Genomic DNA, 21,686 nt, shown 5'->3' on the forward strand with positions numbered 1-21,686 from the left:
TGAGCGGCGATGCGTTTCGCAGATCAAGGGGATTCCGATGGCCGACTCAAGCAAGAAAATGAGCCTCATGGGGCTCACCACGCTGGTGACGGTGAACATGATGGGCTCAGGCATCATCATGTTGCCGACGAGCATGGCCCAACTCGGAGCTGTTTCATTATTGTCATGGATCGTCACGGCTGTCGGCTCCATGGCCATTGCGTATTGTTTTTCCCAGTGTGGCATCTACTGCCTGCGCTCAGGCGGGTTATCCGCCTACACCGAAGAGGCGCACGCAAAATCCGGTTTTTTCCTGTGCTCGTATTTGTATTTTCTCTCGCTGGCGATCGCCAACGTGGCGGTGGCCATCTCCGCTGTGGGCTACATGACTTCGTTCCTGCCATGGCTGGGAAGCGGCGCCATTCCATTGTTCATCGGAACGGTCGGCTTGCTCTGGTTGACCACCGCGGCTAATTTTGGCGGCCCTGGCATCACGGGCAGGATTGGTGCAGTGACTGTCTGGGGGGTGATCATTCCGGTCGCGGGCTTGAGCATCATCGGCTGGTTCTGGTTCAAACCCGATCTGATAATCGCCGCCTGGAACCCGAACGACCTGCCAATATCCGAAGCGATCAGCAAAGCGATTCCCCTGACCCTCTGGGCGTTTCTCGGCATGGAGTCGGCAGCCCAAGCCTCTGATGCGGTGGAAGACCCCAAGCGGACCGTGCCGCTGGCCTGCCTGTTCGGTACATTGGGGGCGGCAGCAGTCTATGTGCTATCGACGACGGTCATTCAGGGCATCATTCCCAATGCCGAACTGGCCAACTCATCAGCGCCCTTCGCGCTCGTTTATGCGCATATGTTCAACCCTGCCGTCGGTAACATCATCATGGCGCTCGCGGTGATGGCCTGTGTCGGCTCGCTGCTGGGCTGGCAGTTCACTTTGGCGCAAACCGCGAAAATGACTGCTGATCAGGGCATGTTCCCGAAACTGTTCAGCAAGGTCAGCGCGAGCAATGCCCCCATCGTCGGGATGCTGGTCTGTGGAGTACTGCAGACCTTGATGGCACTGTCGACCATTTCGCCGAATGCGAGTGAGCAGTTCGGGAAACTCGTCAGCCTTGCAGCAGTGACCAACCTGATCCCCTATGTGACGGCCGCTACCGGGCTGCTGGTCATGATGTACAAGGCCAAAGTCAGCGCAGGCGTATACACGCGCAACACCCTGTTGTTAGTGGTGGCCGTGGCCTACTCCCTGTACGCGCTGTATGCCTGCGGCAAAGACGCCGTGTTCGGCGGCATCCTTGTTCTGGTGTTCGGCTACCTGCTTTACGGTTTCCTCGCTAAACGTTTTGTCGCCGTCTCTGCGACCGCTCATCCCAAGCCCGACAGCCCTTGATCGCAGGCTTCAGAACAGCACAGAGATCTGAATTCGAGGACGCTCGCGCATGAACATGAAACTGACCAAAGCCAACCACCTGCTGCTCGTCTGCATGCTTGCGCTGCTCCCGCTAATGGCCCATGGCAATACGCTTGAGCGCATACGCGCGAGTCATGCTTTCACTCTCGGCTATTTGCCTGACTTCGCGCCCTTCAGTGATAAGGCAGCCGATAAAGCCAGCGGTTATGCCATCGATCTTTGTCTGAAAATAGCCGAAAAGGTCAAGGCCGACCTGGGCCTGCCCGAGTTGAACATTCACTACCAGCCTGTCTCTGTTGGCGACCCGATGAGTGCCGTCAGTACGGGCAAAGTCGACATTCTCTGTACCCCAACCCCACCCACGCTGGCACGGCGCAAGCAGGTCAGCTACTCGGTACCGGTCTACACCGCCGGGCTGTCGGCAGTGGTGCGCCGGGATGCATCCCAAGCGTTGCTCAATGTGCTGGACGGCAAGGTGGCTCATACCGGGCCGACATGGCGAGCCACCGTGAATCGCGGTCTGTCCAATCAGACGTATGCCGTCACCGCTGGCGGTGTCACCGAGACGTGGATACTCCAGCAAATGCGATTGCTCGGTGTTGTGGCGACGCTGGTCACCGTAGAGAACGCAGATGCTGGTCTCAAGTTGGTTGCCGAAGGTAAAGCCGACGCGTTCTTCGCTGAACGCATGATGCTCAAACATCTCCTGAGCAAAAATTACCCCACAGAAAACCTGTTGCTGCTGGAGCGGATTTTTGAGTACGCACCGACTGCAATGGCAGTGGATCGAGAGGATGAAGATTTCCGCCTGCTGGTCGACACTGCGCTGAGTGAAATGTATCGCTCCGGCGAGATAGAACAGGCATTCGACAAATACCTGGAGGGTGCCAGCGACACGGCGAAAAAACTGTTCAAGGTCTACGCGATACCCTAAGCGCCAAGCCTGGCATCCACTTCGACGTTCAACCCAAGCACCTCATAGATCTGAGAAACCACCAGCATCGTCGCCTCCTCAACCGTTCCTTCATTGCGGCACAACATCCAGCCGTGATCCTTGACCGCCTGCTCGAACATCTCGGTACACGCCACATGCGCGGCGTACTTCTGAATCACAGTGCCGCCCAGTCCCCGCGAGCGTGTCACCGCCCTCGCCCACGAAATATCCGGATCGGTGACGACGCCAACATGCAGATCTGGCACCTGGACTTCTCGCTCCATATTCAACTGAAGAATCTCGGCAAACGGGATGGTTTGGCGGAACGCGGCGTCCGAGGGATACCAGCGGTCGATCAGGATAATGCTGTCCAGCGGCTGCTTCGTCAGAACGTTCTGGGAAATCCAGCGACGGCTGTCCGCCAAGCGCTGACACACAGCCCACTCCAGATCCACAGAAGGATTTCTGGCCAGCGTGTTCACCAGGGCCATGGTTTCCCCCCTGAAAGGATCGCTTTTCCTCTCGCAAAGCCGGATGACTTTCTGGTTGCCTGCCCTCAGCACCTGCGTAACAGCTTCCAACAGTGTGGTTTTGCCGGTGCCCTTGGGCCCATCCAGAGAAACGAACAGCGGACGATTCATTGTTCACGCAACAATCAAGACATTGATGGCCACTCTAACCTCATTTCCGGTACTCCATCAGCGCATCCCTGCCCCTTGCTGATACTCGCGCGGCGTACAGCCAAACTCCCGCCGAAACACCGTGTGCAGATACTGCGCAGATTTGAAGCCACAACTGCGCGCCACGTCGGCAATCACTGAGTCGGTATTTTTCAGGCCGCTGGTGGCCGCTGCCAGTTTGAAACGCAGGATCTCGTCGTGCACGCTGCAGCCTCGCTCGGCGCGGAAATGCGCTTCGAGTGACGAGCGCGATACGCCAACATACGCCGCCACCTGCGCCGTTTTGATGCCCTGGCAAGCGTATTGGCGAATGAACAGCAGGGCTTGCATGACGTAGGGATTGCCCAACGGCTGGTGCAAGCTCGATACCTGCACGTTGACTGCATCGGGCGGAATCAGGATTTGCGTGCCGGTGGATGGCATGCCGTGGAGCATCTGATGGAGCAATTGCGCGGCGGTACGGCCCATGGTTTCGGTGCCCTGAATAACAGAACTCAGGGGGACTCGGGTCAGGCTGCGGGTCAGCGGGTCGTTGTCGATGCCGATCAAGGCCACTTGCTCCGGCACGGCAATGCCGGCGGTCAGGCAGGCTTGCAGCAACTGACGCGCGCGGGCGTCGCTGACGGCGATGATGCCGATGGGTTTAGGCAGGCTTTGCAGCCAGGCGATCAGTTGTTCAACGGCGCTGTCCCACAGCGGTGCGCTGGTGCCCATACCACGGTAGATTTCGCCGTGCAGGCCATCGCGCTTCATCAGTTTGCGAAAGGCTTTTTCCCGCTCTTGCGCCCAACGATTGGCTTGCGCTTCAGGCAAGCTGAAGCAGGCAAAACGCTGCAGTCCTGCCTCGATCAAATGCGTGTAAGCCAAGGTGATCAGCGCATTGTTATCGGTGGCGACATACGGAATCGCCTTTGGATAGGCGCGCTTATCTTCGTACGAGCCCCCTACCGCTACCACTGGCAACTGAATGTCGGCCAGCGCCTCGCCAATCAGCGGATCGTCGAAGTCGGCGATGATCCCGTCACCCTGCCAGCGCTCGATGCCTTTCAAACGACAGAGAAAATCCTCTTCCAGAAACAGGTCCCAGGAAGCACGGGTGCTGCTGAGGTAGTTGCCGATGCCGCTGATGATCCCACGGTCATAGATCTTGCTGCCGTTGAACAACAGGGCGATGCGGTGAACAGGCGGTACGGTTTTCATTGTTTTCAGGCTTGTCCCGAGCCCCTTGTCACAGAGGCGATTGGCACAGACTAGGCGCCTGGCCGAAGAAGCTCAATACGCAAAATCGCACCCGGTGTTGGTGTTTTTCATAATCAGCAGGCACGGGGCCGTTGCTAGTATCGAGACACCGCCAAGAACAACAAGGACAAGGTCCATGCAGTATTTCCCTGATGTCGAGCCGATTCGCTTCGAAGGTCCGGATAGCGATTCCCCCCTCTCCTTTCGTCACTACGACGCCGACAAACTGATCCTCGGCAAACCCATGCGCGAACACCTGCGCATGGCCGCCTGTTACTGGCACACGTTCGTCTGGCCGGGTTCCGATGTATTCGGCGCGGGGACGTTCAAGCGCCCATGGCAACACGCCGGCGACCCGATGGAGCTGGCCATAGGCAAAGCCGCTGCGGCCTTCGAATTCTTCTCCAAACTGGGTATCGACTATTACTGCTTCCATGACACGGATGTCGCCCCGGAAGGCCAGTCACTGAAGGAGTACCGCAACCACTTCGCGCAAATGGTCGATCACCTCGAGCGACATCAGGAACAAAGCGGAATCAAGCTGTTGTGGGGCACCGCCAATTGCTTCAGCAACCCGCGTTTCGCTGCCGGCGCCGCGAGCAATCCGGATCCCGAAGTGTTCGCCTGCGCCGCTGCCCAAGTGTTCAGCGCCATGAACGCGACCCATCGCCTGAAAGGCGCCAACTACGTGTTGTGGGGCGGTCGCGAAGGCTACGAAACCCTGCTCAACACAGACTTGAAACGGGAACGCGAACAACTGGGCCGCTTTATGCGCATGGTGGTCGAGCACAAGCACAAGATCGGTTTCACCGGCGACCTGCTGATCGAACCGAAGCCGCAGGAGCCGACCAAGCACCAATACGATTACGACAGCGCCACCGTGTTCGGCTTTCTTCAGCAGTACGGGCTGGAGCACGAAATCAAGGTCAACATCGAGGCCAACCACGCGACCCTGGCCGGGCATAGCTTCCATCACGAGATTGCGACAGCCGTATCGCTGGGGATTTTCGGCAGCATCGACGCCAACCGTGGCGATCCGCAAAACGGCTGGGACACCGACCAATTCCCCAACAGCGTTGAAGAAATGACCCTGGCCACCTATGAAATCCTCAAGGCTGGCGGGTTCAAGAACGGCGGTTTCAACTTCGATTCCAAGGTTCGCCGGCAGAGCCTTGATCAGATTGATCTGTTCCATGGCCACGTCGGTGCCATGGATGTTCTCGCCCTGTCTCTGGAACGCGCAGCGGCCATGGTGCAGAACGACGAACTGCAACGGCTCAAGGATCAACGCTATGTCGGTTGGCAGCAGCCCTTCGGGCAGGCGGTGATGGCCGGTGACTTCAACCTTGAGTCGTTGGCCGAGCACGCATTCACCAACGAGTTGAACCCGCAAGCTGTCAGCGGCCGCCAGGAAATGCTCGAGAACATCGTCAACCGCTACCTCTATCGCTGATCGCTACGAGAATCTGCCGGCGCAACGACGCTGTGACAATTGCACGACAATTCTGTGCCTGCGGCGCCGGCGGATTCTCTACAGTTTACCAGCCCGATACTCATCGTCAGGCCGTGTCTTTCCAACAACAATAAAAGGACGCCCCACATGAAGAACGTAAAACGTACGCTATTGGCCACTGCTCTGGCCGTGCTGTCTCTGCCGGTGATGGCTGACGCAGCCCACCCGAAAATCGGTTTTTCCATTGACGACTTGCGCCTGGAACGCTGGTCGCGTGACCGTGACTACTTCGTTGCGGCGGCAGAAAAAATGGACGCCAAGGTCTTCGTGCAGTCGGCGGATGCCAACGAGCAGAAGCAGATTTCCCAGATCGAGAACCTGATTTCCCGAGGCGTCGACGTCATCGTCATCGTGCCGTTCAACGCCACGGTGCTGACCAACGCGGTGGCCGAAGCGAAGAAGGCCGGGATCAAGGTCGTGTCCTATGACCGGCTCATTCTCAATGCCGATGTCGACGCCTATATTTCCTTCGATAACGAAAAAGTCGGCGAGATGCAGGCCAGCGGCGTGCTGAAAGCGGCGCCCAAGGGCAATTACTTTTTGCTCGGTGGTGCGCCCACCGACAACAACGCCAAGATCCTCCGTGAAGGTCAGATGAAAGTTCTGCAACCGGCCATCGACAAGGGTGATATCAAGATCGTCGGCCAGCAGTGGGTGAAGGAATGGAACCCGACCGAGGCGCTGAGCATTGTTGAAAACGCCCTGACCCGCAACGACAACAAAATCGACGGCATCGTCGCTTCCAACGACGCCACGGCCGGTGGCGCCATTCAGGCTTTGGCGGCGCAGCAACTGGCCGGCAAAGTGCCGATTTCCGGGCAGGACGCTGACCTCGCAGCGGTCAAGCGCGTGATCGCCGGCACACAAACCATGACCGTGTACAAGCCGTTGAAACTCATCGCCTCCGAAGCAGCCAAGCTCTCGGTGCAACTGGCGCGCAACGAAAAACCTGCATTCAGCTCGCAGTACGACAACGGCAGCAAAAAAGTCGACACCATCCTGCTCACGCCAACCCCGTTGACCAAGGACAACATCGACCTGCTCGAACAGGACGGCTTCTACACCAAGGCGCAAATTGCCGGGAAGTGACCGGATCGTAAATCTCTGGTCAACCCTGTGGGAGCGAGCCTGCTCGCGAAGACGGCAGCACATTCGGAATCGATGCTGGCTGAACCACCGCTTTCGCGAGCAGGCTCGCTCCCACACAGGTTGGGTGATGTCTGAGTCCTTGTTATACGAGCCCTCTCCATGTCCGACTATCTGCTGCAAATGAACGGCATCGTCAAAACTTTCGGCGGTGTCAAAGCGCTCAACGGCATCGACATCAAGGTCAGGCCTGGTGAATGCGTTGGCCTGTGCGGCGAGAATGGCGCCGGCAAGTCGACGCTGATGAAGATCCTTTCGGCGGTCTACCCGCACGGCACCTGGGACGGTGAAATCCTCTGGGACGGGCAACCGCTCCGGGCGCAATCGATCAGTGAAACGGAAGCTGCCGGCATCGTCATCATTCACCAGGAACTGACGCTGGTGCCCGACCTGTCGGTGGCCGAAAACATTTTCATGGGCCATGAATTGACCCTGCCCGGCGGGCGCATGAACTACCCGGCGATGATCCACCGCGCCGAAGCCCTGATGCGCGAATTGAAAGTCCCCGACATGAACGTGTCGCTGCCGGTTTCGCAGTACGGCGGCGGCTATCAGCAACTGGTGGAAATCGCCAAGGCCCTGAACAAAAAGGCCCGCTTGCTGATCCTCGACGAGCCCTCCTCGGCCTTGAGCCGTTCGGAAATCGAGGTGTTGCTGGACATCATCCGCGACCTCAAAGCCAAAGGCGTTGCCTGCGTCTACATCTCGCACAAACTCGATGAAGTGGCCGCCGTGTGCGACACCATTTCGGTGATCCGCGACGGCAAACACATCGCCACCACCGCCATGGCCGACATGGACATTGCACAGATCATCACCCAGATGGTCGGGCGGGAAATGAGCAACCTCTACCCCAGCGAACCACACGACATTGGCGAAGTGATTTTCGAGGCTCGTCACATCACTTGCTACGACGTCGATAACCCCAAGCGCAAACGGGTCGACGATATTTCCTTCGTCCTCAAACGCGGCGAGATCCTTGGCATCGCCGGTCTGGTCGGTGCCGGCCGTACCGAACTGGTGACCGCGCTGTTCGGCGCCTATCCCGGCCGCAACGAGGGCGAAGTCTGGCTCGATGGCCAACCCATCGACACCCGCACGCCGCTCAAATCAATCCGCGCCGGCCTGTGTCTGGTGCCGGAAGACCGCAAGCGCCAAGGCATCATTCCGGACTTGGGCGTCGGCCAGAACATCACCCTCGCCGTGCTGGACAACTACTCGAAACTGACCCGTATCGATGCCGAAGCCGAACTGGGCTGCATCGATCAGGAAATCTCGCGCCTGCACCTCAAGACCGCCAGCCCATTCCTGCCGATCACCAGCCTGTCGGGTGGCAATCAACAAAAAGCCGTGCTGGCGAAGATGCTGCTGGCTAAACCCCGGGTGCTGATTCTCGACGAGCCGACCCGAGGCGTGGACGTCGGCGCCAAATACGAGATCTACAAATTGATGGCCGCGCTGGCCGCCGCAGGCGTGTCGATCATCATGGTGTCGTCGGAGCTGGCCGAAGTGCTCGGCGTATCCGACCGCGTGCTGGTGATCGGCGAGGGCCAGTTGCGTGGAGACTTCGTCAACCATGAACTCACCCAGGAACAGGTGCTCGCCGCCGCCCTCAGCCAGCCTGGCAGCCATAACAATAATGATCGGAAAACCGCGTAAATGAATCAGGTCAAACAACTGTTCACCCGCTACAAAATGCTCGCGCTGGTGTTTGCCGTGGTGCTGATCTGGCTGTTCTTCAGCTGGCAGACCGAGGGCGGATTCCTCACTCCGCGCAACCTGTCCAATCTGCTGCGGCAAATGTCGATTACCGGGATTCTCGCCTGCGGCATGGTGCTGGTGATCATCAGCGGCGAGATCGATTTATCGGTCGGCTCATTGCTCGGTCTGCTCGGTGGCCTCGCGGCGATTCTCGATGTGGTCTACCACATTCCCCTGCTGGCCAACCTGAGCCTGGTCGCCCTCTGCGGGCTGATGATCGGTCTCGCCAATGGCTACATGGCGGCTTACCTGCGCATACCCTCGTTCATCGTGGGTCTGGGCGGCATGCTGGCGTTTCGCGGGATTCTGCTGGGGATTACCGGTGGCACGACCATCGCGCCGGTATCGCCGGAACTGGTTTACATCGGCCAGGGTTACTTGCCCCACGCAATCGGCACCGGCCTGGGCATTCTGTTGTTCGCGCTGACCGTTTTCCTCACCTGGAAACAACGGCGCAATCGCGCCCTTCACGGCCTCGCGGCGCATTCGTTAATGCGTGACGTCATCCGCGTGTTGGTGATCGGCGCCGTACTCGCCGGTTTCGTCCAGACGCTCAACAGTTACGATGGCATTCCGGTGCCGGTCCTGTTGCTGCTGATTCTGCTGGGTGTGTTCAGCTACGTGACCAGTCAGACCGTGTTCGGCCGACGCGTGTACGCCGTGGGCAGCAACATGGAAGCGACGCGCTTGTCCGGCATCAATGTGCAGGCCGTGAAGTTGTGGATTTTCGGGATCATGGGCGTGATGTGCGCCCTCGCCGGCGTGGTCAACACCGCGCGCCTGGCCGCCGGTTCGCCTTCGGCCGGGAGCATGGGCGAACTCGATGCCATCGCCGCGTGCTTTATCGGCGGCACCTCCATGCGCGGCGGTTCCGGTACGGTGTACGGCGCCCTCCTCGGCGCGCTGGTCATCACCAGCCTCGACAACGGCATGTCGATGCTCGACGTCGACAGCTATTGGCAGATGATCGTCAAGGGCAGCATTCTGGTGTTGGCTGTCTGGGTTGATGTCAGTACGCGAACCGGGCGCCGTTGAGCCCCAGGGATCACGCGGCGGGCGTGGTCGCGGGCGCCGGGCCGAGAATTTCCATCAGGAAATCGATAAACACATTGATCCGGCTGGAGCCACGGTGATTGGGTAAATACAACGCGTTGATGCACGTGCTGGCACTGCCGGGATTGACCTCGTACTGCTCAAGCAAGCGGGTCAGCCGGCCGGCTGCGACGTCGTCGCGTACCAGCCAGTCAGCCAACAGCGTCACCCCGCCGCCGCCGATGGCGGCTTCGCGCAGGATGTCGGCGTTATTGCTTTGCAGGCGCCCATGGACGTTGAGCTGAATGGGCGCGTCTTCATTCTGAAAGGTCCAGTGCTGGTGGGTGCCGCCGTAATCGAAACGCAGGCATTGGTGCTCCAGCAAATCCCGTGGGTGACAGAGCGCCGCGCTACGCGCCAGATACGCCGGACTGGCCACCACCCAGCGCTCGAAATGCCCCACCCGTTTGCTGACGATGTCTTCACTGACCACCGACGACCCCAGCCGCACCGAAACATCGATCTGCTCGCTGAGCAGGTCGCTGACCTGATCGCTCAGCGACAGACTGATCTCCAGCCCCGGATGCCGCTCGAGCAAGCGGCTCAGGTGCGGCGCGATCAGGCGCCGCCCGAACTCCACCGGTACGCTGACACGCAGACGGCCCTGCGCTTCGGCGCCACGATCGGCGACAACAGCATCGGCTTCGTCGATTGCGTCGAGAATCGCCACGGCTTTTTCGAAATAGGTCTGGCCGGCAACGGTCACGCTGGTGTTGCGCGTAGTGCGATTGAGCAGGCTCGCGCCCAGCTCGTGTTCCAGCCCCGCGACTTGCCGTGTCACTGACGACGTTGATATCCCGAGTTTGCGCGCTGCCGAGGAGTAGCCCCCGCAGCGCACGGTTTCCACAAACATCTTCAGTGCCAGCAACTTGTCCATAAGCGGGGTCCGGTCGATAGGGAACGCGGATGATTGTGCATCACTGTTCCCGCGTCGTCTTGTACCGCCGTGCTTGAACACGCTCGCCGGTTGTTCAGACATCGGCCTGGCGACTCAGGAACAAGCCGAGCGCAAGCGCTGGCAACAGCGCCACCGCGACGGCGGACAGGTTCCAGCCGAAATGCTCGTACAGCGGACTCGCGACCAGCGACCCCAGCGCGCCGCCGACGAAAATACTGGTCATGTACACGGCGTTAAGGCGCGCACGGCTGTGCGGATCGAGAGCGTAAACCTCACGCTGGCCGAGCACCATGTTCAATTGCACGGCGAAATCCAGCAGCACCGCGCACACCACCAGCCAGACATAGCCGCTGCCGGGTAGCGCGGCGATCAACAGCGAAACCGGCGCCAGCAACAACGCGACCAGTGTGCCGCGCCGAGCATACCCGGCATCGGCCAGACGCCCGGCAATCGGCGCTGCAATGGCACCCACCGCACCGACCAGGGCGAAGATCGCCACCTGTGCTTGAGTGAAGCCGTGGTGACGCATCAGTTCAATCGGTGCGAGGGTCCAGAACAGGCTGAAACTGGCAAACAGCAGCCCTTGATACAGCGAGCGCTGTCGCAACACTGAATAGCGCCGGGCCAAGGCAAACACCGAACCGATCAGCGCGGCATACGTGGCTTTATGCGTCGGCAGCCGACGCGGCAGTGCCACCGCAGTGATCAGCGCGATGACGGCCATCAGGGCCGCCGCGCTGTAAAACACTCCGCGCCAACCAAACACTTCAACCAACAGACTCGACAGTGGTCGTGACAACAGAATGCCCAGCAGCAGACCGCTCATGATATTGCCGACAACGCGGCCACGGCTGGCCTCGGGCGCCAGGTGCGCCGCCAGCGGCACAAGGATCTGCACCGCCACCGAGGTCAGGCCGATCAGCAAGGACAACACGAGGAACATCGACGGTGAATGGGTCAGTCCGGCGCACAACAGCGTAACGCTCGCCGCAAGAGTGAAGCCGACCACCAGCCGGCGGTTTTCCATCAGGTCGGCGAGCGGCACCAGCAGCAACAGGCCCAGGGCGTAGCCAAACTGCGTCAGCGAAACGATCAGGCTGGCATTGGCGCTGGACAGTCCGACCTGCGGTGCAATCAGTTCGACGATCGGCTGCGCGTAATAAAGATTGGCCACGACCGCGCCACAGCAAAATGCCAGGAACGCGACCATCAGGCCGGACAGTGAAGTTGGCTGTTCGGCATTCGCCGCAACGGCCGGATTGCCTGTGAGCATGATGACACCTCATTGAGTTCAGGAAAGTGCTGCCAAGGCTACGGCTCTGTGGCGACGCGCAGAATCCACGCGGCGGGCAACGCAGTGATGCGTCCGGCGCAACGGCGCAGGCGTTGCTTGTCGCGCAACGCGCTGTTGCGTGCCCCGGTGATTCTCCCGCGCTTGCGGTTTCTCTACGCTTTGGCCCTGGCGCTGTCGTCCCCCGCGGCGCCCTTCCCCGGCTGTCACAAGGAGCGTTGTCATGACCCGTATCCCATCCGTTCTGCCATTGCCTGCCACGTTGTTCTCTGTCCCATGAACCGCCACTTTCTGAAGTCCAGAACGCTTTGGATCAGCGTGGCAGTCGTCGCCGTGCTCGGCCTGATCGGCGCCGTTTCGCTGATGTGGCGCCCGGCAATTGCACCGATCGAACGCCCGACCACCTTCGATACTGCACAGTTGCAACGCGGGGCGCGGGTGGTCGAGGCCGGCGATTGTGCGGTCTGCCACACCCGTCCCGGCGGTGAATACCTGGCCGGTGGACTGCCGTTGGTGACACCGTTCGGCACGCTGTACAGCACCAACATCACCCCGGACGCAGAGACCGGTATCGGCCAATGGTCACTGCCGGCCTTCGAGCGGGCGATGCGTCAGGGCATCGCTCGCGACGGTCACTTCCTCTATCCGGCGTTCCCCTACGTGCACTACCGGCGCATGAGCGCAGCCGACATTGCCGACGCCTATGCCTACTTGATGAGCGGCCCCGCCGTGCACGCGCCGGCCGCGCAGAATCAGATGAATTTCCCGATGAACATTCGCCCGTTGGTGTCGTTCTGGAACCTGCTGTTCCTGCACGGTGAACCACTGACGCCGCTGGCACAGCGCAGCGAAGCGTGGAATCGCGGGCGTTATCTGGTCGACGGCCCGGGCCATTGCGCCGGCTGCCATTCGCCGCTGAACCTGATCGGCGCGGAAAAATCCTCGGAATATCTACAGGGCGGCAGCGTTGACGGCTGGCTCGCGCCGGCGCTGGTCGGTATGGGTCAACGCAGCAACCCGTGGAGTCGCGAGCAACTGGTGGGCTATCTGCGCGCCGGGATCGTCGATGGCCACGGCACACCCGCCGGGCCGATGCGTCCGGTCAGCTTGAGTCTGGCCCGCTTGCCCGCCAGTGAAGCCGAGGCGATTGCCGAGTATTTGCTCAGCCTGGAAAACCCGCCTTCGGTGACAGAGACAACGCCGAAGACGCCGGCCAGTGAACCGGCAGACCACTCGAGCGGCGCCCTGCTCTTCAGCAGCGCCTGCGCCGGTTGCCATGGCCCGGCAGCGCCGATGCGCGCCATCGATGGTCGCCCGGGGCTGCAAAACACCTCGGCGCTGCAAGCGGCCAGTTCGCGCAACTTCCTCAAAACCGTGCTTGAAGGCCTGCCCGCCACACCCGGATCGCCCGGCCCGGTGATGCCTGCGTTCGCCGCCAGCCTGGACAACGCGCAACTCGGCGCACTGGCCGCGTATCTGCGTCAGCAAGCCAGCCCCGATCAACCGTGGGCCGACCTCTCTTCCACTATTGAAGCGTTACGTCAGGAGACGAAATGAGCCAGATCACCCTCAACGTCAACGGAGCCGCACAACCGCTTGAGCTGGAGCCGGACATGCCGCTGCTGTATGCGCTGCGCAATCACTTGAACCTCAACGGCGCCAAATACGGCTGCGGTCTCGGTCAGTGCGGCGCCTGCACGGTGATCGTCGACGATCAACCGGTGTTCGCCTGCCTGACGCCCTGCGCCGGCCTCGAAGGCAAAAAAATCCGCACCGTGGAAAGCCTCGGCAGCGCGCAAGAGCCGGGCCCTCTGCAAGCAGCATTCATCGAAAAACAGGCCGCGCAATGCGGCTATTGCATTGCCGGCATGCTGATGCGCGCGCAGGCGTTGCTTGAGCGTAATCGACACCCGGATGAGGCGACCATTCGCGAGCACATGGCCGGCAACCTGTGCCGCTGCGGTACGCACTTGCGGATCATTGAGGCGATCAAACAGGTGGCCGGGCACAACGGGAGCCTGACATGAGTGAGTCGAATGAATTGAACCCGAGTCGACGCGCCTTCCTGCGCGGTGGTGCGTTGCTGATGGCATTCACCCTGCTGCCGGTGACGCGACGTGTGTTGGCAGATACGGAAGTCGATACGCTCGGCACCGTGGTCCTCGCGCCCGACCTCCCCGGAAGCCTGCGCACCAACCCGTTTCTCGATGCCTGGATCCGCATCGGCGCCGACGGCATCACCGTCTACACCGGCAAAGTCGAATTGGGCACCGGGGTGAAAACTGCGCTGCTGCAGATCGCCGCCGAGCGTTTGCAGGTGCCGGCAACCGCGATCAACCTACTCACCGCCGACACCGCGCTGACGCCCAACGAAGGCTACACCGCCGGCAGCCACAGCATTTTCGACAGCGGTACCGCGTTGTATAACGCCGCCGCGCAGGTGCGCGAAATGCTCGTCGATGCCGCCGCGCGCCATTGGCAGGTTGATGCGGCGCTGCTCAGCACTCACAACGGCGTGATCGAAGGCCCGGCCGCTCAGCGGATGAGTTACGCCGATGCGGTCAGACATGTCGATGTGCATCAATATGCCAAGGCTCAGTCACCGGCGATGGCCGCCGCTGATTTCAAACTCATCGGGCATTCGTTGCCGCGCCTCGACATCCCGGCGAAAGTCAGCGGTGGTGCAGCATTCGTCCAGGACATGCGCCTGCCGGGCATGTTGCATGCGCGGGTGATCCGCCCGCCCCGTCCGGGCTGCACGTTGCAAGCATTCGATGCGGCATCCATCGAAGCGCTGGCTGGCGTGGTCAAGGTGATCCGCGACGGCAACTATCTCGCCGTGGTCGCCCGTGATGAGTGGCAAGCGATAAAAGCCATGCGCCGTGCCAGCGAGGTGACGCAATGGCGCGGCGGCGAGGCGATTCCCGAGGCGGCCGAGATTCATGGCTTGCTCAAACGCCTGCCCTCCCGGCGCTATCCGATCAGCAACAACGGCACGCCGAGCGGCGCGGCCGACACGCGTTTTCAGGCGCGGGTCACCAAGCAATATCTGATGCACGGCTCGATCGGTCCGTCTTGCGCGGTGGCCTGGTTCAAGGACGGCACGCTTACCGTCTGGACCCACACCCAAGGTGTTTACCCGCTGCGCGCCGGCATTGCCGAAATGCTCGGTCTGCCACCTGAGCGGGTGCGCTGTATTCATACCGAAGGCTCAGGGTGTTACGGCCACAACGGCGCCGATGATGCCGCCGCCGATGCAGCATTGATTGCTGTGCGTGTGCCCGGTACGCCGGTGCGTGTGCAGTGGATGCGCGAGCAGGAAAATCTTTGGGAGCCGTACAGCTCGGCGATGGTCACCGAGGTCGACGCCGGTCTCACTCAGGGCCGCCTGCAGGACTGGGCCTACGAACTCTGGACCACGCCGCACAACGAACGCATCGTCAACGCCGGGCGCCTGTTGCCGGCACGCTTGCTCGCGCGGCCCTTCGCCTCGGCGCCATCCGTGCCGATCGCCCAGCCCGAAGGCGATGGTGATCGCAACGCGGTGCCGCTGTATGACGTCAACTCGACGCGCATCAACATGACCTTCGTCACCCAGATGCCCTTTCGCACCTCGGCCATGCGTTCGCTGGGGGCGCACATCAACATCTTCGCCATCGAGGCGAGTATCGACGAACTGGCGATCAAGGCCGGCATCGACGCGGTCGCGTTGCGTCTGGCCCATCTCAGCGATCCGCGTGCTCGCGCGGTCGTGGAACGTGTGCGTGATGAGATCGGCTGGCCGCAAAAAAACAGCGAGCCCGGCGCCGGTATCGGTTTCGCCTTTGCCCGCTACAAAAACATCATGGGTTACTGCGCCATCGCGGTGAAACTGCGGGTGCATCCGCAGACCGGCGAGATTCGCATCGATCACGTGGTGACGGCGGTGGACGTCGGCCAGATCGTCAGCCCCGACGGCCTGCGCAATCAGGTCGAGGGTGGCATCGTGCAGTCCGCGAGCTGGACCCTCTACGAAAAAGTCGCCTACGACGCGGGCGGCATCCGCAGTTACGACTGGAGCGGTTATCCGATTCTGCGTTTCACGCAACTGCCGAAAAAAGTCGATGTGCATTTGCTCGACCAGCCGGGAGAACCCTTCCTCGGTGCCGCTGAAATCGTTCAGGGGCCGATGGCTGCCGCCCTTGGCAACGCCGTCGCCAACGCCACCGGTCGGCGCTGGCTGAACCTGCCGCTGACGCGCTCAAACCAACCCGTCTGAGCCACACCCGTGTTCATCGCTGATGAGCACGGGCGCCGTTGCGCGCTGCGCAAAACAGCGTAGCGCCGGTCACCGATTATCACCCCCGCTACACCCGGTTAAGTTAGCGGCACTGGTTCGCGGCCCCGCTGCCGCGCTTGATTGCCTTCTATTGATCTCTGGAGCTACCCATGACCCGTCGCCTGTTCCAACCCCTCGCACTTGGTCCTTATACCCTCGCCCATCGCGTGGCGATGGCGCCGTTGACGCGCTCACGCGCCGGCCAACCGGGCGATGTGCCGACGCCAATGAACGCCGAGTACTACCGCCAACGGGCCAGCGCTGCGCTGATCATCACCGAGGCCACGCAAATCTCCCGGCAGGCTCAGGGTTACGCCTGGACGCCGGGCATCTACAGCCCTGAGCAGGTCCGCGCATGGCGTGATGTCAGCGCAGCGGTGCACGAGGCCGGTGGCCTGATCTTCATGCAACTGTGGCACGTCGGCCGGGTGTCCCACCCCAGTTTTCAACCCGATGCTGGCCTGCCGGTTGCGCCCAGCGCGCTGCCGGTGCCTGGCAAAACGTTTATCGTCGACGACAACGGTAACGGCGTCTGGAGTGATGTGCCGGTGCCGCGAGCGCTGGAAACGGCGGAAATCGCCGGGATCGTCGAGGACTACCGCGTGGCCGCGCGCAACGCATTGCTGGCGGGCATGGACGGTGTAGAGATTCATGCCGGCAACGGTTACCTGCTCGACCAGTTTCTTAACAGCAACAGCAATCAGCGTGACGATGCCTATGGTGGCAGCGTGGAGAATCGCGCGCGGTTTCTGCTGGAGGTGGTCGCGGCCGTGGCTGAAGAAGTCGGTGCCGAACGGGTCGGCGTACGCCTGACGCCGATGGGGCGCTTCATGGGCATGGGCGATGACACCCCGGAGGCCACCTTCGGCCACCTCGTCGAAGCGCTCAACCAATGGAATCTGGCCTACCTGCATCTGGTCGAGCCAGCGATGGTCGGCACCGTCAAAGATGAGAACTTCGACCCGCGCTGGGACGCGATCATTGCCCAGTTGCGCAAGACCTGGAACGGCGTGCTGATCCTGGCGGGCGGCTACGATGCGCAATCCGCCGAACAGGCGCTGATCGCTGATCGGGCCGACGTCATTGCGTTTGGCCGCCCGTTCCTGGCCAACCCTGACTTGCCGCGTCGACTGCACGATGGCCTGGCGCTCAACACGCCGGACCCGAGCAGCTTTTTCGGCGGGGATCAGCGTGGGTACGTTGATTATCCGTTTCATGCCTGAGCAGAAGCAGGCGACCCGCCTCTCATGAATGTGTAAATCCCTGGAAGCAGGGGCCGATGGGCCCCTGCCTTATCAAGTCATACGATCTCTTCACTCAATCAAAGGCGTGAAAAATCCAGCATAAAGCCAAACATATGCGTGGTTGTGCGCTTTCAGGTCTATTGCCCGACGTCGGCGAATGCGATAAAACGGGCTAGTTGTACGACAACACAATAAAAACCAAGTCGTTCGAACGGCTAACAATCCTGAGATCTGCCATGCCTCGCCCTACCGCTACGCAAACCATCCCGCCGCCCTACCCCCGTTATCTGGCTGTGATCATTCTGTTGTGCATGGGCTGTGCGTTTGCCGGCAATCATGTGGCGGCGCGAGTCGCATTTGATGATGGTGCGGGAGTGTTGCTGGCGATTCTGATGCGTTCCGGCGGGACCTTGCTGGTGCTCGGCATTCTGGTGCTGTGGCAAAGACAAAGCCTGCGCTTGTCGGCGGGTGCCTGGCGCTGGCAACTATTGCTGGGCCTGCTGATTGCTGCGCAAAGTCTGTGTCTGTACTCCGCTGTCGCGCGGGTTCCGGTGGCGCTGGCCCTGCTGGTGGCGAACGTGTTCCCTATTCTGCTGGCATTGCTCACCTGGTTGCTGGGTGGCCAGCGACCGAGCGCACGCACCGCGACCTTGATGGGTTTGATTCTAATGGGGCTGGTGTTTGTACTGGATGTCCCCGGGCGTCTCTCAGCCACGACACAGGTCAGTACGCAATGGCTGACGGGCGTCGCACTCGCGTTCTGCGCTGCCAGCGTGTTCGCCTGCGCGCTGTGGATCACCGACCACAAACTGTCTCAGGTACGTGGCTCGGTACGCAGTCTGCTGACCATTTTCATCGTGTTCAGCAGCGTCAACCTGGCAGGGCTGACGGGCGCCCTTCCCGGCGGATTGAACCTGCCCGCCACCTCGACCGGATGGCTGGCCCTTGCCACCCTGATGGTGCTGTACGGCACGGGTTTTATTGTCCTGTTCATTTCAGTCCCTCGGCTGGACATGCCGCGCAATGCCCCGGTGATGAACATCGAGCCATTGGCAACGCTGCTGATGGGCTGGATTGTGCTGGACCAGATGCTCAGTAATGGACAGATTGTCGGTGGGGTGATTGTGGTCACGGGCATCGTTTTGCTGACCTACCGTAAAGCAGTCGTCAAGGCAGAGGTCAAAGCCGGTGCGTGAAGGGTGAAAGGCGGGTAATCAACCCAAGGCAGTATCGAGCCTCTCAATGAAACTGCAGATCGCGCCACTCGTCCCAGCTGAAAGCTTGTCGTTAGGTCTCAGCCTTTTTATGCCTGCGTCCAAGCGTCGCAGCAAACAACCATTGGCAAATCCTGCACAAGCCTTAGAATCCCGCGCGCTCTTGCTGTCGCCAGAGACGGCGACCGCGGCGTAACTGACGGACTAGTCACACCTCGCTGATGGGTGTCCGACCCTACAGCCCTGCCCGCTCGGCGGGCACTCGCACCACACACTTTTTCGGCTTGGCAATCGCCTGCGCAGAGGCGCACGTTGCGCTGTTCGATCTTCAGAGGTTTTTATGTCTCCGCGTTTGCTGGCCATGGCGCTGGCGCCCCTGCTCGGGCTGTTCATTGTTGCGCTGGGCAACGGTTTCCTGTCGTCCCTGACCACCCTTCGCCTCGACGCTGCCGGTGCCTCGACCACGATGATCGGCATCGTTTCATCCGCCTACTTCATCGGCCTGACTTTGGGGGCGGTGTTCAATGACCGTTTGATTCTGCGCATCGGCCATATCCGCGCCTACGGCAGCTTTGCCTCGCTGATTGCCGTGACCATTCTGCTGCAGGGTCTGTTCTATGACACGTGGGGCTGGTTCGCCCTGCGCCTGATCAACGGCTGGGCCACGGTCGGCGTGTTTCTGGTGATCGAAAGCTGGCTGCTGCTGGCGGGCGACGCGAAGATTCGCGGGCGCTTGCTCGCGCTGTACATGATCGTCTTGTACGGCGCCGGTGTGCTGGGCCAGGCAACGCTGGGGAAAATCACCGGGTTGAGCGACAGCGCACCGTTCATGGTGGCCGGCATGCTCGCCTCGTTGTCGGTGTTGCCGATCGTGATCCTGCCGCGCGTGTCGCCGCTGCTCGATCAGGTTGAACCGCTCAAGCCACGGCAATTGTTGGGCGTGACGCCGACCGGGCTGGTCGGCTGTTTCGGCTCGGGTGTCAGCATCGCGGCGATTTACACCTTGCTGCCGCTGTATCTGCAGCGCAGCGGTCTGAATGTCGGAGAAGTCGGCAGCATGATGGCCTGGACGATCCTCGGCGCCATGCTCCTGCAGTACCCGGTCGGACGCTGGTCCGACCGCAAGGATCGCTTGCAGGTGCTGACGATTCTGACGGTGGCGTGCACGGTGTTGTCGCTGGTGATCGTCCTGCTGCCGTTGTCCTCGACGCTGCTCGCAGTGATGTTGTTTCTGCTCGGCGGCGGTGTGTTCGCGCTTTACCCGGTTGCCGTCAGCCACGCCGCCGACCGCGCCCCTGCCGAAGCCTTGGTGCCGATGATTCAGGGCTTGCTGCTGATCAACTCACTGGGCTCGGCGCTCAGTCCGATGATGATCTCGCCGGTGATGAATTCGTTCGGCGCCAATGGTCTGTTCTGGGTCTTTGCGCTGGTCAATCTGTGCATGGTCAGCTTCTTCCTGTGGCGCCGGGGCAAACGCCCGGTTCCGGCCAATCCCGCACCTTTTGCGGCGGCAGCAACGTTCTCGCCGACGGGTGCTGAGCTGCGGGTGACCGAAGATTTGCGTCAGGCGGTGCAGGAGCATCCGCCGATGGTGGATGCGCTGAGCGGCGAGCCTGCGACGCAATGTGAATCACGCTGATTCACTTGCACAATTCAATCAGCTCATCCCTGCCCTTTGCCTACACTTGCTTGCCAATGATGTTTCCTCTCTGCCGAAGGAGTCACCCATGTCCAAGCTCTATCCCAGTGTCGATCCCGAGGGGCTGATCGAGTACTCGGTTGTCTACACCGACCGCTCGCTCAACCACATGTCGCAGTCCTTCCAAGGCGTGATGAAGAACATTTCCAAGACCCTCAAACAGGTCTACAACGCCGAGGCGGTTGCGGTGGTTCCGGGCAGCGGCACATTCGGCATGGAAGCGGTGGCGCGGCAGTTCGCCACCGGCCAGCAATGCCTGGTGATCCGCAATGGCTGGTTCAGTTATCGCTGGAGCCAGATTCTTGAGATGGGCAATATCCCGGCGGCGACCACGGTGCTCAAGGCCCGGCCGGTCGAGCCGGGTCGCCAGGCAGCCTACGCCCCGCCGCCGCTGGACGAAGTGCTGGCAGCCATTGCCACGCACAAGCCGCAGGTGGTCTTCGCACCCCACGTTGAAACGTCATCCGGAATCATCCTGCCCGACGACTACCTGCGGGCGGTCGGCGACGCCGTGCATGCGGTGGGTGGCTTGTTTGTGCTGGACTGCATCGCCTCCGGCACGATTTGGGTAGATATGCACAGATGCGCAGTCGACCTGCTGATCAGCGCACCGCAGAAAGGCTGGAGCGCCTCCCCTTGCTGCGCCCTGGTGATGTTCAGTGCTGCGGCGCTCGAGCGCATCGAACAGACGCAAAGCAGCAGCTTCGCCTGCGACCTGAAAAAGTGGCTGCAGATCATGCAGGCCTACGAACAGGGCGGACATGCCTACCACGCGACCATGCCCAGCGATTCCCTCGCGCGCTTCAACGACGTGATGAAAGAGACCCAGGCTTACGGCTTCGACAAGATCCGCGACCAACAACAGGCACTGGGTGATCGGGTGCGCGCCCTGTTGACCGGCAAAGGCATCAAGAGCGTGGCCGCAGTCGGCTTTCAGGCCCCTGGCGTTGTGGTGAGCTACACCGATGATGCCGACATCAAGAACGGCAGGAAATTTGCCGAGCACGGCCTGCAGATCGCCGCCGGCGTGCCGTTGCAATGCGACGAACCGGCCGACTTCCAGACCTTCCGCCTCGGGCTGTTCGGACTCGAGAAACTGCAGAATATCGAGCGCACGGTGAGCATGCTGGAACAGGCACTGGATGAGGTTATTTAGCTACCCGGCCGTCGGGCACAGGCTTCACGACATAACCGTCAACTGGTGGTTGATGTCGCGGTGTTGCACGTCCCGACGTCCCGAGCGTTCAACCTTTTGGGG

General features: G+C 61.1%; 17 protein-coding genes. 13 read left to right on the top strand and 4 right to left on the bottom strand.

Features of this window, described 5'->3' with window-relative positions; genetic code table 11:
• The first annotated feature begins 37 nt into the window (after positions 1-37).
• Both potE and M9827_RS08910 read left to right on the top strand, forming a co-directional pair.
• Positions 38-1,378, top strand: a complete 1,341-nt coding sequence (gene potE, locus M9827_RS08905; protein WP_250605123.1) for a putrescine-ornithine antiporter — start codon at positions 38-40, stop codon at positions 1,376-1,378.
• A 49-nt stretch (positions 1,379-1,427) separates the two neighbouring features.
• Positions 1,428-2,333 carry an amino acid ABC transporter substrate-binding protein gene (locus tag M9827_RS08910; protein ID WP_250605124.1) on the top strand — a complete coding sequence of 302 codons (906 nt, stop codon included), beginning with the start codon at positions 1,428-1,430 and terminating at the stop codon, positions 2,331-2,333.
• On the opposite strand, the gene M9827_RS08915 is transcribed toward M9827_RS08910, so the two are convergent.
• The gene (locus tag M9827_RS08915; RefSeq protein WP_250605125.1) at positions 2,330-2,974 is read right to left on the bottom strand and encodes a dTMP kinase; all 645 of its coding nucleotides are present in this window, start codon (positions 2,972-2,974) and stop codon (positions 2,330-2,332) included. The genes M9827_RS08910 and M9827_RS08915 overlap by 4 nt on opposite strands.
• 57 nt (positions 2,975-3,031) lie before the next feature.
• Entirely contained in the window at positions 3,032-4,213 is a 1,182-nt protein-coding gene (locus tag M9827_RS08920) for a XylR family transcriptional regulator (RefSeq protein WP_093431655.1), read from the bottom strand.
• A gap of 175 nt (positions 4,214-4,388) precedes the next feature.
• Here M9827_RS08920 and xylA point away from each other — a divergent pair, with 175 nt between their 5' ends.
• The 4 genes from xylA to M9827_RS08940 all read left to right on the top strand — a co-directional run bounded on the left by xylA (position 4,389) and on the right by M9827_RS08940 (position 9,707).
• Positions 4,389-5,705 carry a xylose isomerase gene (xylA, locus tag M9827_RS08925; RefSeq protein ID WP_250605126.1) on the top strand — a complete coding sequence of 439 codons (1,317 nt, stop codon included), beginning with the start codon at positions 4,389-4,391 and terminating at the stop codon, positions 5,703-5,705.
• A 147-nt stretch (positions 5,706-5,852) separates the two neighbouring features.
• On the top strand, positions 5,853-6,854 hold the full coding sequence (gene xylF, locus M9827_RS08930; protein WP_250605127.1) for a D-xylose ABC transporter substrate-binding protein: 1,002 nt from the start codon (positions 5,853-5,855) through the stop codon (positions 6,852-6,854).
• 159 nt (positions 6,855-7,013) lie between these two features.
• Positions 7,014-8,570, top strand: coding sequence for a D-xylose ABC transporter ATP-binding protein (xylG, locus tag M9827_RS08935; RefSeq protein WP_250605128.1), 1,557 nt, complete (start codon positions 7,014-7,016; stop codon positions 8,568-8,570).
• The gene (locus M9827_RS08940) at positions 8,571-9,707 is read left to right on the top strand and encodes a sugar ABC transporter permease (RefSeq protein WP_250605129.1); all 1,137 of its coding nucleotides are present in this window, start codon (positions 8,571-8,573) and stop codon (positions 9,705-9,707) included.
• A 10-nt stretch (positions 9,708-9,717) separates the two neighbouring features.
• On the opposite strand, the gene M9827_RS08945 is transcribed toward M9827_RS08940, so the two are convergent.
• Entirely contained in the window at positions 9,718-10,641 is a 924-nt protein-coding gene (locus M9827_RS08945; protein ID WP_250605130.1) for a LysR family transcriptional regulator, read from the bottom strand.
• Positions 10,642-10,735: 94 nt separating this feature from the next.
• Complete coding sequence (locus M9827_RS08950; RefSeq protein ID WP_250605131.1) at positions 10,736-11,935, bottom strand: MFS transporter; 1,200 nt, start codon at positions 11,933-11,935, stop codon at positions 10,736-10,738.
• A 294-nt stretch (positions 11,936-12,229) separates the two neighbouring features.
• Between M9827_RS08950 and M9827_RS08955 the strand changes: the two genes are divergently transcribed.
• The 7 genes from M9827_RS08955 (at position 12,230) to M9827_RS08985 (ending at position 21,584) form a co-directional block, all read left to right on the top strand.
• Entirely contained in the window at positions 12,230-13,510 is a 1,281-nt protein-coding gene (locus M9827_RS08955; RefSeq protein WP_250605132.1) for a c-type cytochrome, read from the top strand.
• On the top strand, positions 13,507-13,980 hold the full coding sequence (locus M9827_RS08960) for a (2Fe-2S)-binding protein (RefSeq protein ID WP_250605133.1): 474 nt from the start codon (positions 13,507-13,509) through the stop codon (positions 13,978-13,980). Before M9827_RS08955 ends, M9827_RS08960 begins: the two co-directional genes overlap by 4 nt.
• Positions 13,977-16,211 carry a xanthine dehydrogenase family protein molybdopterin-binding subunit gene (locus M9827_RS08965; RefSeq protein WP_250605134.1) on the top strand — a complete coding sequence of 745 codons (2,235 nt, stop codon included), beginning with the start codon at positions 13,977-13,979 and terminating at the stop codon, positions 16,209-16,211. The genes M9827_RS08960 and M9827_RS08965 overlap by 4 nt, the downstream gene beginning before the upstream one ends.
• A gap of 170 nt (positions 16,212-16,381) precedes the next feature.
• Positions 16,382-17,494: an alkene reductase gene (locus M9827_RS08970; protein WP_250605135.1), complete on the top strand. Its 1,113-nt coding sequence runs from the start codon at positions 16,382-16,384 to the stop codon at positions 17,492-17,494.
• A gap of 257 nt (positions 17,495-17,751) precedes the next feature.
• On the top strand, positions 17,752-18,711 hold the full coding sequence (locus M9827_RS08975) for an EamA family transporter (RefSeq protein WP_250605136.1): 960 nt from the start codon (positions 17,752-17,754) through the stop codon (positions 18,709-18,711).
• 358 nt (positions 18,712-19,069) lie between these two features.
• A complete protein-coding gene (locus tag M9827_RS08980) occupies positions 19,070-20,368 on the top strand; it encodes an MFS transporter (RefSeq protein WP_250605137.1) in 1,299 nt (432 codons plus the stop codon).
• Between the two features lie 88 nt (positions 20,369-20,456).
• Entirely contained in the window at positions 20,457-21,584 is a 1,128-nt protein-coding gene (locus M9827_RS08985) for an aminotransferase class V-fold PLP-dependent enzyme (protein WP_250605138.1), read from the top strand.
• Positions 21,585-21,686: the final 102 nt, after the last annotated feature.

The organism is Pseudomonas sp. AKS31, from assembly GCF_023634765.1.
Classification (GTDB): domain Bacteria; phylum Pseudomonadota; class Gammaproteobacteria; order Pseudomonadales; family Pseudomonadaceae; genus Aquipseudomonas.